This window comes from Stenotrophomonas indicatrix, from assembly GCA_041545745.1.
Taxonomy (GTDB): Bacteria; Pseudomonadota; Gammaproteobacteria; order Xanthomonadales; family Xanthomonadaceae; genus Stenotrophomonas; species Stenotrophomonas indicatrix_A.
In genome coordinates, this window is the sequence record CP168152.1 from 2,798,848 (window position 1) to 2,811,839 (window position 12,992).

A 12,992-nucleotide genomic window follows, 5' to 3' on the forward strand; every position below is an offset into this window, starting at 1 on the left:
TCCAGAAAAACAGCCCAATGAAGGAACGCTGGGCTTCGGCTTTCACAACTCGCACCGGAAAATGAGGGCTCGCGCCATGAGCTATCCCATGAAGACAGCCCCATTTGTGGCTCCTGGCGGGGTAGATGCCTACGCTGCCCGCCGGCACGAACCGGTGCCAGCGGAATGATCAGGTCACAAGTCTTTCAACCTGAAATGCCGGACGCCGCATCTGCCAGAGCATCCAGAGGATCCCCAGGCCAACGGCAACCGCCCCCACCCACGCCGTGCTGGTCAGCCCCATCGCCTCCAGACTGGCACCGCCCAGCAGCGAACCCAGCGCAATACCGCCATTAAAGCCGGCGATGTTCAGCCCAGCTGCCACCGCCGGCGCCTGCGGCGCGTGGACCTGCGACAGACCGATCACACGCGCCTGCAAAGCCGGCACCGCAGCATAGGTCAGCGCACCCAGCAAGCCCGTCAACAACACCATCAATGGCAACGACGGTGCCGATACCCAAATCGCCAGCAGCACCACTGCCAAGCCGACCAGTACGATCATCACGGCAAAGTCCGCACCCTTGCGGTCGGTCAGGCGTCCGCCCCAGATGTTGCCAATGGCTGCCATCACGCCATAGCCCAGCATCAACAGGCTGGCCCTGCTCTCGCTGACGTTCGTCACCTGCAGCAGGATCGGGGAAATGTAGGTGTAGAGCGCGAACGACCCGGCATAGGCCAACACAGTGATGCCGGCTCCGGCCAGCAGACGCGGATTGAACATGGCTTTGAGACCATCCATTGCGTTGGCCTGCGCCGAGCCGTCGTTCCGATCCGTCGGCATCAGGGCAAGCAGGCCGAGGAAACCAATCGCGCCGCTCGCGGCGACCGCCATGAAGATGACTTGCCAGCTCAGCACGGCGCCCAGGTAGGTGCCAAGAGGAACGCCCAACGCCAGGGCCAAGGTCAGGCCGCCGAACACTACAGCCACCGCCGCCCCGGCCCGATGCCGGCCCGCCAATTGCGTGGCAACGCTCGAGGCCACGGCCAGGAACACGCCGTGCCCCAGGCCCGAGGCGAAGCGAGCAATCAGCAAAGGCGTCAGCGCATCCGACAAGCTGACCACCGCGTTGCCCAGCGTGAACAGCCCCATCGCCATCAGCAGTAGCGGCTTGCGCGGCCAGCGGCTCGCCAGCGCGGTCAGGCCCGGCGCACCGATTACCGCGCCCAGCGCATAGGCCGTGACCGCCGTGCCGACCTGGGCCACGCTGACATGCAGGTGGCTGGAGATGGTGGAGACCAGCCCGATGGTCACGAACTCGGTGAAACCCAGTGCGAACGCGCAAAGCGCGAAGACGTAGATGACGAAAGGCATGCGCTCGTTCATGGCTTAGATCCGACCCACGGATGCCGCTGCCAGCAGCGGCAGCATCGCCTCGGCCACACCCTTGGCCGAAGCCGGGTTCTGGTCCAGCACCAGCCTCTCGCTGGCTAACCCCCTTCTGCTGAAGATTCGGTTCGGGCATTGCCGGATACCGCGTTCCTGCACGGCATCGGCAAGCGGGAGCGGCAGGCTGTCGTAATAGCGCGCGTCAGCCAGCACTCGATGCGGATGCGAGGGTTTGGAAACACGGAAACCACCAGGAGCCGTGTCGGCGGCGCCAGTCGGCCCCTTGCGGTCGTGGCTGCTCAGGACGAAGAGAATGCGTTGGGTCATCGAAAGGCTCCTGGGTGCGGGTCGTGCACCCCGCCAGGCACCTCCAAGGGGAGCGTGCGCGTTGCGGTATGCGAGGTAAGGAACCTCATTCTGGTGAATCCGATATATCCTTCAAATGACCAAAATAGACAAACACTTTCCCCGGAATGGCCCAAATGGCTCTGCGCAATCTCGATGATCTGGCGGTGTTCGTGCATGTGGTGGACCGGCGCAGCTTTTCCGCCGCCGCACGCGACCTGCACCTCGCGCCCAAGACGGTCAGCAAGCAGATCGCCCGGCTAGAACAGGCGCTGGGCACCACGCTGTTCGAGCGCAACACCCGCAACTTGCGCATCACCGACGAAGGGCGGGCTATCGCTGAGCGTGCCCGCGTGGCCCTAGCGGTGCTGGAGGAAGTGCAGGAACTGGCGACCGGCGGCAACCAAGAACTAAGCGGCACCATCCGCCTGACGGCCCCCATGCCGTTCGGGCGCAAGTTCGTGGCCCCAGCGATCCACGATTTCTGTCGTCTACATCCCCGAGTCGGCTTCGACCTGCGCCTGTCCGATCAGGTGCAGGACCTGTATAGCGGCGATCTGGACTTGGCGATCCGCATGGGCGAACTGGCCGACTCACGCCTGGTGGCGAGGCGCGTGGCCGACAACCGGCGGATTCTTGCGGCGTCTCCCGCCTACCTAAAAGTGAATGGACAGCCCGCTCAGCCGGAAGATCTGGAGCGGCACAACTGCTTGGTGTTCGCCTATCCGGGGCTGTTGCAAAACACCTGGCCGCTGCGTATGGGCCGGCGGGAGAAGTCTGTCACGGTCAGCGGCACGCTCTGTAGCGACAGCGGCGACGTCCTACACGCTTGGTGCCTTGCCGGACTGGGCGTCTCGCTGCGCGAAACCTGGGACATCCACGAGGAACTCCGCGATGGGCGATTGGTGCGCGTTTTGCCGGACTGGGAGGCCGTCCCCTCGAAGATCAGCATCGTGCGGGTGCGGCGAGAGCCTGTGCCCCGCCGACTGACGGCCTTCAGCGACTTCCTACTGAGGCGCTGGCAGCAGGCCCCTTGGGATCAATGACAGCCTAAAGCTCGAACCCAGCCACTCAATCGAACCAGGTTGGACCCCGCTCAGTTACTGCTGGGAACACACTGGCATTGAGCCGTATATCATCTGACGGAGGCTGGAGATCGTCGAGAGCCATGCGCTGACTCTCACAAAACAAGGAGAGTCGACGTGATCGTTGTTGGTCAGGAGTTCGATCCGTGAGTCTGAGACTTCGAGTTGTGATGCTAACCGGCCTCGCCCTACTTCTGCTGTGGGCAGGCGCGGCAACCTGGATGCTCAGTGGCATCCAGACAAAGCTGGAACACACCCTCGATGGTCGACTGGCGATGTCGGCAAGGATGGTAGCAGGGCTGGTTTCTCGCACATCTTTGGACATCCCCGCCTCAGCAGTCCAGTTCGATCATGCGTTGAAGAGCGCCGCGCATGAAGGCATTGCTTGTGAGGTCCGCACCATGCAAGGAGAGGTTCTGTCTCGCCGTGGCGAGCCGCCAACGAACTCGGCCGCGCGCCTTCCCACTGGATTCTCCACGAAAGTCGTTGCAGGCACCGAGTGGAGGATCTACGTGCTCCGAGACGATGCGTATCAGGTCACCACAGCCGATCGAATCGATGAACGGTCGGACTTGACTGATCGGATGCTGGTTGCCGCTGGTCTGCCGTTCCTGATCGCGGTTATCGGTGGACTTGGTGTGTTGTGGATCGGCATCAGCCGTGGCTTGGCACCACTGACCAGGCTATCCCAGGAGCTGACATCACGAGACGCCGACAGTGTCGTCCCGGTCGACGCTGCGCATTACCCAACCGAACTTGAGCCGATGCTGCAATCCCTGAACGCGTTGGTGGCACGCCTGGTGAAGACGGTAAACAACCAGCGGGCATTCACAGACGCCGCCGCTCATGAGCTACGCACACCGCTAACGATCATCGACACACACCTACAGGTGGCTCGCCAGTCAACAGGCGATGCGGTCGCCCCCGCATTGGACAATGCCCAACATGGCGTGCGGCGCCTGCGGCACACCTTGGACCAAATGCTCGCGTTGGTGCGTGCCGACAGTCCTGACATGCTCGAACAATCGTCTGTCTCGCTTGCCGATGTCTTGGCCGACAGCGTGCTTGCTGTAGCGCCGCAGCAGAGATCGCGGATCGAGCTGGGCGATCACGGCGAGGACATCACCGTTGCCATGCCCCGGCCCTTGCTGCAAACCGCCGTCAAGAACCTGCTCGACAACGCGCTTCGCTACTCGCCGGTCGATACCAAGGTGGCTCTTCGAATGTCCTGGGATAAGGATCGCCGCCGCTGCCTGCTCTCAGTGTTAGACCGCGGCCCGGGGCTGAGTGCCGACCAAGCGGAACAGATTGGTCGGCGTTTCTGGCGTGGCGATCACGAAAGGGCGGGCGCCGAAGGCTCGGGTCTAGGAATCTCCATCGTTCGCACGATCGTCGAGCGCTTCGGTGGGCGGTTGGAGTTCGTTGCCCGCGACGGCGGCGGCCTAGAGGTGTTGCTGGACCTGCCCGCGCACGCGCCGACCTTGCCGCCGTGAACTCCCCCATCGGGCTATCCGCCCGCCCCGGATTCCCCTCCGTTGTCAGCGTGGCCCCAAGATGTCCACAAGATCTTCGCCTTGCGGCATCCCGTTGATCTTCCTCAAGCTGCCATCGGGCAGCTTCACGACTACCCCTGGCGTGCCACGGAACCCCTGGGCAAACATCAGCAACTGATGTTCGTCCAGCTTGGTTTTGATCCCAGCTGGAACCGCAGCGACGGGCTTGATCCCGCCGCGATCATAGTTTTGCTCGTTCTCCAGGAGCGCCGCCGACGGATCGCCTGCCCCCATGATGGCCGCAGCCTTCCCTGGGCTATCGGCCTTGATCATGCCAACCATGATGTGCCGAAGCTGCACTTTGCCGGCGGACACCCAAGGCCGGGCCGCCTCCCAGAACCTATGGCAGTAAGGGCAGTTGGCATCGCTGAAGGTGTAGATGATCCGGGGCGCATCTGCCTTCCCGTCCAGCACCCATGCCGACTTGCCCAGCTCCGCCCATGCCTTCTCCCCCATGGGACGGGCAACTAGCGCTTGCAACGTCTCCTCGTCAGCCGGCTGTCCCTGCGGCGTGAGTCGGGTGCCCACAATCGCAGAGCCGTCGGCGGTTACATAGACGCCGATTGGGCGATCACCAGCCGACCCAGCGAACGCCCGAAGCCCAGGGCCTGCATCGAAACTGTCGACGATATTGATACCCTGGCCTTCGAGGGTAGACAGCACCTCAGGACGACCAGCTCCAGCGGGCTTGGCCTCACGATTGATGCCTTGCGTGGGCGCATTAGAGCCTGATCCCGCTGGCGCCGCCTGCGAGCACCCGCTGAGCAGGCCGAGTCCGAGTGCCACGGCGGCTAGGCTGAAAAACTGAGATGGCTTCATTTGGATTCCTTGGAGGTGGTAGTTGAACGGGAATGCGAAGGGAAATAGCGCTGTAGCTTTCCCTCCAGGCCAGCACGGGTCATCTCTCCCAGGTGGATGTCCAGCAAGCGGCCGTCGTGGTCGAACATGGCCGTGGTGGGCAACGCCCGCGTATTCAACGCCTGCATCGTGGAGGAGCTGGAATCCAGCAGCACATGCGGGAAATGCAGGCCGCTGTTGCGCAGAAATGCTTCTGCATCCGCCGCAGATTCGCCTTGGTTGACCATCAGGAAGGTCACTTCGGGATGGCGGGCCTGCGCTGCGTGGAACGCCGGCATTTCGCGCCGGCAAGGCGGGCACCATGTGGCCCATAGGTTGACCACCACCGGGGCACCCGCGTGATCGCGCAGCGACACCGGCTGTCCGGAAACATCGACGAGGGTCAGCTCTGGTAGCGGCGGCGCTGAACGCAGCAGCAGCCCGTGAACGCCTGAGAGCATCAGCCATACGCAGAGCGCGGCAGTTACTCCCGCTCCCGCTGCAATTCCGGTGGAGCGCGCGCGTCTTGCGCGCCACGCAATGAAAGCGATCGCCATGGGCGCGCCTACCCACCACACGAATCCGCCATCGCCGACGGTCAGCATGCTCCATGGCGCCGCCGCATACTCGTCCCACCAGCGAACGATGTAGGCCAGTCGTGCCGACAGTGCACCGACCAAAAAGGCATCGAAGAACAGCGACGTTGCGGCACGTGGCGGCGCCGACGCCGGCGAGCGCCCGAGCCGTCGCGCCACCCACCATCCCGCGAGGATGCCCGCCACCGCCAGCAGGATCTTCATCGATACAGGACCGAGTCCGTTCACGGCACGCCCGCCGCATCCAGGCGGCCAAGGAAGCCGGCCGCCGAGATTTCCCCGACCACGCGCTGCGCACGTCGCTCTTGACCATCCGGATCAATCAGGATGAGTGTCGGCGGCCCCATCACGCCCCACCGCTTCAGTAGCGCCTGGTCGGAAGCATCGTTGCGGGTCACATCCGGCCGCACGATCTGCATCGACGACAAGCGCGTGCCTACGACGGGGTCGCCGAAGACGTTGCGCTCGATCACGTGGCAGCTCACGCACCAATCGGCGTAGAAGTCGATCAGGGTCCACTGTCCTTGCCTACCGGCGGCCGCGATGTGTGCCTCCACGTCCTGCACCGTCTTGGCCTGTTTGTACTCCAGGCGACTGCCGGCGACTACAGCCCCGCTCCGGTCGCCGGCAAGGTGCTCCAATGGCTGTAGCACCGATGTGCCACCCGAGGCACCACCGGCCACCAGCACGACCGCCCACACGCCCATACCAGCGGCGACCGACCTCACGAGCCAGGCGAGCCGCGGGCGTTGCGTCGTCGCGCCCCAGGCGACCAGCCCCACGGTCACGGCGACCGCGAGCAGACCCCACAGAATCAGCGCACTCCACGCAGGAAGGAAGCGCGAAAGCATGCTGATCGCCATGCCCAGCATCAGGTAACCAAACGCTATCCTGACGCGCTCCATCCACGGCCCAGGCGTTGGCAGAATGCGGGCGCCGAACGCGGCGATCAGCACCAGCGGCAGTCCCATGCCCACGCCAAGCGCGAACAACGCAAGGCCGCCGTGGAAGGCGCTGCCAGTCTGGCCGATGTAGAGCAGCGCACCGGCAAGTGGCGCGGTCATGCACGGCCCCACCAGTAGCGCCGACAGAAGTCCGAGCACCGCAGCACCGGGCACGCTGCCTCCGGGCCGCTGCCCCGCCCGGTCAAGGCGACGCGTCAGCCAGGTCGGGAGCTGAAGTTCGAATGCACCGAACAACGACGCGGCAAGCACCACAAACAGCAGCGCGAAGGCGCCCAGCAACAACGGCGATTGCAGCGTTGCCTGTAGGTTTGACCCGGCAAGACCGGCAGCGACCCCCAGTGCTGCATAAGTTGCCGCCATTGCCAGGACGTAGGCACTGGACAGCAGCGCGGCGCGACGTGGCGTGGCCTGCACGCCGACCACGATGGTCGAGACGATGGGAATCATGGGCAGCGTGCATGGCGTAAACGCCAGCAACAGTCCAAGCCCGAAGAACAACGCCGCAGCCGATACTGGCCCCAGCGACGCAAGGCGCGAGGCAGTCTGCTGGTCCTCGGCAGCACCGTCATGGTCCTGCACGGTTGTTGTGAGCAATCTATCCGCTGCGGCATCAACGGGGACCGGGGTGCCATCGGCCGCTGGCAAGCTCGGGGCTGTCTGCTGCGACGAATCCTGGACAGCTGCTGTGGGCGCCGTGGCGGTGGGCGGGGCCGATGCCACGCGATTGCCTTTCGGCGGTGCAATGACTGCTTCTGAGACGCTCTTACCCACCGCTGCAGCGGGCATCTGCGATGTCTTGGGCACCTCAAGCGCCACTGCCTGCGGCGGGTAGCAGATGCCCTGGTCCGCACAGCCCTGCCAATGCAAGGTCGCCGGCCCGGGTGCGGCGCCGGTCAACTCAATGTGCAGATCGCCCGCTGTGTAAACCTCGGTCTCGCCGAAGAACTCGTCCTGCTTGGACACGCCCTTCGGCAACCGCAGGGTCTGCTCCTGCCCAGCGCTGTCGATCAGCTTCAACGAGGGGCGGTAGACGTAATACCCTTCCGCGACCCGGGCGAGGGTTCTGATGCCGGCCACTCCATCGGTCGTTGCCGGCTGCACCCGAAAGACTGACTCCGCAGGCAGGAAGTCCGCCTGTTGCTGGCCAGGTTGCCAACTCAGGCCAGGGGCGCCCATGGCGGCGATGCTCGCAGACGCGAGCACAATCACTACGACGATGGTTCGGAACAACAGCATGCGCTTCCAAGAGTCTTCTTCAACGCCCGAGATTGCCACCAGCCACTTAAGCCAGAATTAAGTGCGATTCGCCCCAGATACCGATCGCTACGAGAGCGCATTTGGGCATACTGACGGCGGTCTATTCCATACAGGTGCCGCGTGAGGGTGTTGCTGGTCGAAGATGACGTGCTGATTGCCAACGGAATTTGCAGTGGGCTGAGAGTCTTCGGCATTGAAGTGACGCACGCGGCCACTGCGTCAGATGCTGAAGCCATCTACGTTGATGACTCCTTTGCTGCGGTGGTGTTGGATCTGGGACTTCCGGATGCCGAAGGGTTGGATCTGATCAGTGTCTTTAGATCGGTGGAGACGCACCTGCCGGTGCTGATCCTGTCTGCGCGTGATGCCATCGAGTCCCGCGTTTCCGGGCTACAGGGCGGTGCCGACGATTACCTCGTCAAGCCCTTCGACTTGCGGGAGCTCGCTGCGCGCCTTTATGCACTTGTCAGACGCACGCAAGGTCGCACCTCGCAGACTGTCGCTGCTGGGCCCCTCAAACTGGAGCCCGCAAGCGGCTTGGCGTGGCTGGACGGCAACCCGGTCACTCTGTCGCGGAGGGAAATTGACCTGCTCACCGAGCTAGCTAGTGCGGACGGGAGGTGGATCTCTCCCGAAGCATTGGTTGAGAAACTCTTCGGTTTGGCAACCGAGTCCGGCACAAACACCCTCAATGTTCATATTCACAATGTGCGCCGAAAGCTGGGAAGCGAAGCCATCAGCACAGCCAGGGGAATGGGATACCGGCTTGGGTGGGCGCTGGACAGCGATCCTCGCTAATCATGTGTAACCACCACGCAGGGGGCCGTGTAGCGATCTGCTTGCCCCCAACTTTGACGGCCATTTATGGTCCAACCTACGCGCCTGGCAAGCAGTCCAAGCAACTTTCCGGCGGCGGCGGTGGGATGACCAGCTTGCGCTGTATTTGACGCAAAGCCGTCCGAACACCTTCCTCGACAACCGGGTGATAGAACGGGCTGTCGATCATCTGCTGGACGGTATCTCGCCGCTGAACGCTCCACGACAGCAGGTGGCCAATGTGTTCGGCCGATGGGCCGACCATCTCTGCACCCAAGAAGGTTCCTGTGGCGCTGTCGGCGTAGACACGGATTACTCCGTGGTTCTCCAGCATGACCCGGCTGCGCCCCTGATCAACGAACGATGCCTCTCCAACCTCAAACGTGGCGCCACTCTCGGTCAACTGCCGGAAGGTAGCGCCTGCCATCGTGATCTGGGGGTTGGAAAATACGATCCCCAGAGGCGCCCTGCGCGGGCGTGGGCGCACGTTTGGATAGCGGCCCGCGTTGTCGCCTGCGATGCGGCCGTCGTCTGCGGCCTCATGAAGGATATCGGCCATCCCATTGGCATCCCCGGCAACGAAGATGTGCGGGCAGGTGCTCTGACCGGTAGCGCGGTCGACGATGGGCAGCCCGTAGCTGTCCAAACCGATACCGGCTTTGTCCAAGCCGATTCCGAGCATGTTGGGCTTACGACCTGTCGCGGCAATCAAGAAGTCGAATGTCTCGGTGCTGCGAACACCCTCAGAATTCTCGGAGACCACTAATACGCGACCATCCTCCGTGAGCGAGGGTGTGACCTTTGCGCCCAGGCTCACAGGAACTTCTTCAGAGAAGATGCGCGTGGCCTCCGCCGCAACCACTGGGTCGCTCAGCGGTCCGATGAAGCGACTGCGACCGTAAAGGCGAACCGTCACTCCAAGGCGATGCAGGGCCTGTGCCAACTCAAGGCCGATGACCCCGCTGCCAACAACGGCCACTGAGCTGGGCAGATCAGTCCACTCAAAAACGTCATCGTTCACAAGAAGCCTGTCGCCCAGCGCCTCACGCCATCCCTCCGGAACGAAGGGGCTGGACCCTGTCGCTACAACGATGCGATCAGCTTCGACGATGGTAGATGATCCGACCAGAAGCTCATGAGCGGAGAGGAACGTCGCCTTGCCGCGCAGCCGGTGTTCCTCCGGCCACGCTTCTACCGACTCCACAACGAAGCCGACGAAGCGATCGCGCTCGCGGCGCACCCGAGCCATTACTTCCCGTCCGTCGACCTTGATTGCTCCAGGCATGACGCCAAAGCTCGGCGCCAACGTCAGCGTATGAGCAGCATCTGCGGCACTGATGAGCAGCTTGCTTGGCATGCAGCCAACCCTGGCACAGGTGGTGCCATAGACGCCACCTTCAATCACCACAAGGCTGTCGGTATGCGCTTTGGCCGCGCGGTAGGCCGTCATGCCAGCACTGCCGGCGCCAATGATTGCAACATCAACCTTGATACGAGTCATCTGATACCTCTTTTCGCCAGTGCATTGCAGTGGATTGCAGCACGATCGGCGGAGAATGAATCGACCTCAACTTGTGAACGGCTGATTCAAACATTTGGGAGTATTCGGTTGTCGACTATTGGCGTGCGCTATCGAGTCGCTTCTGAGCCCACTGCGCGATACGCGGTGCGGACAACGAGCCCAGGAGCCGGCCTACTTCTTGACCTTGCTCGTCATACATCAGGAGCATCGGCACAGCAGCGACCTTCAACGAGTCCAACAGCTGCGGATCCGTCGCTGCATTCACCTTGAGGAACCGGGCCTTTGTGCCCATTGCCTCGGCGGCGGTAGCGAAAGCAGGCTCCATCGTCTTGCAGGGAGGACACCATGGTGCCCCTATGTAGAGCAGAAGAGGATCGGCTGTGGAGCGCGCAATGCGGTTGAATCCCATGGCGTTCACTTCTTCCACCTTCCCAGCCCATGAAGGCACGGACGTGTTCATCGCTTCACCTTCTTTGCTAGGCGGGCGCCCCACAGAGGGCGCCCGCTTGGTTATGGCTTACTCGCCCTTTACGAACGGAGCGATCTGCTCGTGCAAAGCCTGCTTAGGCATCGCGCCGACGATCTCCTTGGCGACCTTGCCATCCACGAACACTTTCAAGGTGGGGATGGACCGCACCCCATATCGCTGAGCCAATTCCGGGTTCTGATCGATATCGACCTTGACCACCTGGAGCTTGCCTTCAAGCTCATCGGATATCTCTTCCAAGAAAGGCGCGATGGCTCGGCAAGGTGGGCACCACGGGGCCCAGAAGTCCACCAGCACCGGCGTCTTGCTTTCAAGGACGTCGGACTCGAAGTCGAAAGTCGTTGTGCTACGGGTTGCCATGTCACACCTCATCTGTGGCCCGCACGCGCGGGGTGGTTGATCAGACGACTGCTGCGTCGGCGCGAGCGCCATCGTAGGTCGGATAGTCGGTGTAGCCCTTTGCCCCGATCACGCCGTAGAAGGTCGACGGATCAGGCTTTGCCAGCGGCCAGCCGTTCTTCATCCGCTCCACCAGGTCGGGGTTGGAGATAAAGTTGGTGCCGAACGCAATCAGGTCGAGCTCGCCCTTGGCCAGTTCCGCCTCGGCCAGCTCCTGGGTGAACCCGCCTGCACCGATCAGCGTGCCCTGGTAAGCCTTCCGGAACGCCGCGCCAAAGCCGGCAGGCGTGCCCGCTGCCGAGATCGTGGTCTGGTAGTTCAGGTGCACGAACGCCAGGGTCCGCTCGTTCAGCGCCGAGGCCATGCTTGCCCAAGCTTCGACTTCACCTTCGAAGGCCTCCATGTCGTAGATGCGACCAAACGGGGAGACGCGAACGCCCACCTTCTCGCCGCCAATTTCAGCCGCGACCGCGTCGATGGTCTCCAGCAGCAGGCGCTGACGGTTCTCGATCGATCCACCATACTGGTCGGTGCGGGTATTGAGCTTGCTGCTTAGGAACTGGTCGAACAAGAACGCGTTGGCGGCCATAAGTTCGACGCCATCGAAGCCAGCATCCATGGCACGACGCGCAGAAGAGGCGAAGTCCTGAATGACACGCTTGACCTCATCGGTGGTCAGGGCGCGCGGCTTGCTCGGCAGCACCGGCCCTTCCTTGCCAGGTTCGACCCACGCATAGACCATCGTGGTGGTCGCCGGCACGTCACCCGACGAGACCGGCGCGACGTTGCCCGGCTGCAGCGAGACGTGCGACAGCCTACCGACGTGCCAGAGCTGGGCAAAGATCTTGCCGCCATTGGCATGCACCGCATCTGTGACTTTACGCCAGCCTTCGGTCTGCTCATCGGTGTAGAGACCGGGGGTATACAGATATCCACGGCCCTCGTCGGAGACGGGAAGGCCCTCAGTGATGATCAGGCCGGCCGAGGCGCGCTGACCGTAGTAGAGCGCAGTCAGCTCGCTGGGGATGTTCTCCGGCGTGCGGGTGCGGGTCATCGGGGCCATGACGACGCGGTTTGCCAGCGGCAAGCCGGAAAGGTCGTAGGTGGTGAACAGCTTGCTCATGATGGTCTCTCTTTATTGAATACGCAGTGCGAAGGGGCTGCTGTTACAGGTGCTGTGAATGGAGGAAGGCTCAGCCCTCGACGACTTCGAGCTTCGGAACCATGCGGATTGCCTTGGAGAAGTTGGCGTAGTTCACCGAGGTTTTAGTAACGGTTTTGTGGAGCTCTTCCACTTGCTCACGCGATCCATCGGTGTGCAGCCGAACCACGTAACTCACCTCGTCGTAGCCAGGATTGACGCTCTCATCCAGGCCCAGCACGCCGCGCAGATCGAGCTCGCCATCGGTTTCGATTTCCAAGCTGTGGATCGTGATGCCCATGGCAGCAGCATTGACCGCATAGCCCACCGACAAGCACGCATTGAGGGCGGCCATGAGCAATTCCTGCGGATTCGGCGCCGTGTTCTGACCCAGAAACTCCAGCGGTTCATCCGCGGCAATCTCGAAGTGGCGCTTGTACTCTTCACCGCGGATCGAATACCGGCTCACGGTCGCAACGCTGCGGGTCTGGTTCTCCCACTTCGTCTTCACGTTGAAACGGGCACTACGCTTTGCAGGCTCAGTGGTTGCGGCGACTTCTTGTGCGACAGCCTGAAGAGCAGAGACGTCAATGCCGTTGAGGTTGGTGGTCATTTGAATGGTC

At 62.7% G+C, this 12,992-nt stretch carries 13 protein-coding genes; 3 read left to right on the plus strand and 10 right to left on the minus strand.

Features of this window, described 5'->3' with window-relative positions; genetic code table 11:
• Positions 1-169: 169 nt before the first annotated feature.
• Both ACEF39_RS12895 and ACEF39_RS12900 read right to left on the minus strand, forming a co-directional pair.
• Positions 170-1,363 carry an MFS transporter gene (locus tag ACEF39_RS12895; protein ID WP_337302026.1) on the minus strand — a complete coding sequence of 398 codons (1,194 nt, stop codon included), beginning with the start codon at positions 1,361-1,363 and terminating at the stop codon, positions 170-172.
• Positions 1,364-1,366: 3 nt separating this feature from the next.
• Entirely contained in the window at positions 1,367-1,693 is a 327-nt protein-coding gene (locus ACEF39_RS12900; RefSeq protein ID WP_265955850.1) for a hypothetical protein, read from the minus strand.
• 155 nt (positions 1,694-1,848) lie between these two features.
• Here ACEF39_RS12900 and ACEF39_RS12905 point away from each other — a divergent pair, with 155 nt between their 5' ends.
• Entirely contained in the window at positions 1,849-2,757 is a 909-nt protein-coding gene (locus ACEF39_RS12905) for a LysR family transcriptional regulator (RefSeq protein WP_265955852.1), read from the plus strand.
• A gap of 185 nt (positions 2,758-2,942) precedes the next feature.
• Positions 2,943-4,289: an ATP-binding protein gene (locus tag ACEF39_RS12910; protein WP_500285333.1), complete on the plus strand. Its 1,347-nt coding sequence runs from the start codon at positions 2,943-2,945 to the stop codon at positions 4,287-4,289.
• Between the two features lie 45 nt (positions 4,290-4,334).
• On the opposite strand, the gene dsbG is transcribed toward ACEF39_RS12910, so the two are convergent.
• From dsbG to dsbD, 3 genes are read right to left on the minus strand one after another with little or no spacing between them, the layout of a single operon-like run.
• The gene (gene dsbG / locus ACEF39_RS12915) at positions 4,335-5,168 is read right to left on the minus strand and encodes a thiol:disulfide interchange protein DsbG (RefSeq protein WP_500285334.1); all 834 of its coding nucleotides are present in this window, start codon (positions 5,166-5,168) and stop codon (positions 4,335-4,337) included.
• Positions 5,165-5,986, minus strand: coding sequence for a TlpA disulfide reductase family protein (locus tag ACEF39_RS12920; RefSeq protein ID WP_265953192.1), 822 nt, complete (start codon positions 5,984-5,986; stop codon positions 5,165-5,167). Before ACEF39_RS12920 ends, dsbG begins: the two co-directional genes overlap by 4 nt.
• Positions 5,987-6,006: 20 nt before the next feature.
• On the minus strand, positions 6,007-7,983 hold the full coding sequence (gene dsbD / locus ACEF39_RS12925; RefSeq protein ID WP_500285335.1) for a protein-disulfide reductase DsbD: 1,977 nt from the start codon (positions 7,981-7,983) through the stop codon (positions 6,007-6,009).
• 147 nt (positions 7,984-8,130) lie between these two features.
• On the opposite strand from dsbD, the gene ACEF39_RS12930 reads away from it, so the two are divergent.
• Positions 8,131-8,802 carry a response regulator gene (locus ACEF39_RS12930; protein ID WP_265953194.1) on the plus strand — a complete coding sequence of 224 codons (672 nt, stop codon included), beginning with the start codon at positions 8,131-8,133 and terminating at the stop codon, positions 8,800-8,802.
• Positions 8,803-8,878: 76 nt separating this feature from the next.
• Here ACEF39_RS12930 and ACEF39_RS12935 read toward each other — a convergent pair whose 3' ends face one another.
• The 5 genes from ACEF39_RS12935 to ACEF39_RS12955 form a co-directional block, all read right to left on the minus strand.
• Positions 8,879-10,321 carry a dihydrolipoyl dehydrogenase gene (locus tag ACEF39_RS12935; protein WP_392421665.1) on the minus strand — a complete coding sequence of 481 codons (1,443 nt, stop codon included), beginning with the start codon at positions 10,319-10,321 and terminating at the stop codon, positions 8,879-8,881.
• A gap of 115 nt (positions 10,322-10,436) precedes the next feature.
• A complete protein-coding gene (locus ACEF39_RS12940; protein ID WP_083279772.1) occupies positions 10,437-10,802 on the minus strand; it encodes a thioredoxin family protein in 366 nt (121 codons plus the stop codon).
• 57 nt (positions 10,803-10,859) lie between these two features.
• Positions 10,860-11,189: a thioredoxin gene (gene trxA, locus ACEF39_RS12945; RefSeq protein WP_070425419.1), complete on the minus strand. Its 330-nt coding sequence runs from the start codon at positions 11,187-11,189 to the stop codon at positions 10,860-10,862.
• Between the two features lie 40 nt (positions 11,190-11,229).
• Positions 11,230-12,351, minus strand: coding sequence for an alkene reductase (locus tag ACEF39_RS12950; RefSeq protein WP_500285336.1), 1,122 nt, complete (start codon positions 12,349-12,351; stop codon positions 11,230-11,232).
• Positions 12,352-12,421: 70 nt separating this feature from the next.
• On the minus strand, positions 12,422-12,982 hold the full coding sequence (locus ACEF39_RS12955) for an OsmC family protein (protein ID WP_049450039.1): 561 nt from the start codon (positions 12,980-12,982) through the stop codon (positions 12,422-12,424).
• Positions 12,983-12,992 lie beyond the last annotated feature (10 nt).

Coding starts and splice junctions, on each gene's coding strand:
- ACEF39_RS12935 (WP_392421665.1), bottom strand. CDS start 10,321: ATGACTCGTATCAAGGTTGATGTTGCAATCATTGGCGCCGGCAGTGCT.
- ACEF39_RS12950 (WP_500285336.1), bottom strand. CDS start 12,351: ATGAGCAAGCTGTTCACCACCTACGACCTTTCCGGCTTGCCGCTGGCA.
- ACEF39_RS12895 (WP_337302026.1), bottom strand. CDS start 1,363: ATGAACGAGCGCATGCCTTTCGTCATCTACGTCTTCGCGCTTTGCGCG.
- ACEF39_RS12900 (WP_265955850.1), bottom strand. CDS start 1,693: ATGACCCAACGCATTCTCTTCGTCCTGAGCAGCCACGACCGCAAGGGG.
- ACEF39_RS12905 (WP_265955852.1), top strand. CDS start 1,849: ATGGCTCTGCGCAATCTCGATGATCTGGCGGTGTTCGTGCATGTGGTG.
- ACEF39_RS12940 (WP_083279772.1), bottom strand. CDS start 10,802: ATGAACACGTCCGTGCCTTCATGGGCTGGGAAGGTGGAAGAAGTGAAC.
- ACEF39_RS12920 (WP_265953192.1), bottom strand. CDS start 5,986: ATGAAGATCCTGCTGGCGGTGGCGGGCATCCTCGCGGGATGGTGGGTG.
- trxA (WP_070425419.1), bottom strand. CDS start 11,189: ATGGCAACCCGTAGCACAACGACTTTCGACTTCGAGTCCGACGTCCTT.
- dsbG (WP_500285334.1), bottom strand. CDS start 5,168: ATGAAGCCATCTCAGTTTTTCAGCCTAGCCGCCGTGGCACTCGGACTC.
- dsbD (WP_500285335.1), bottom strand. CDS start 7,983: ATGCTGTTGTTCCGAACCATCGTCGTAGTGATTGTGCTCGCGTCTGCG.
- ACEF39_RS12955 (WP_049450039.1), bottom strand. CDS start 12,982: ATGACCACCAACCTCAACGGCATTGACGTCTCTGCTCTTCAGGCTGTC.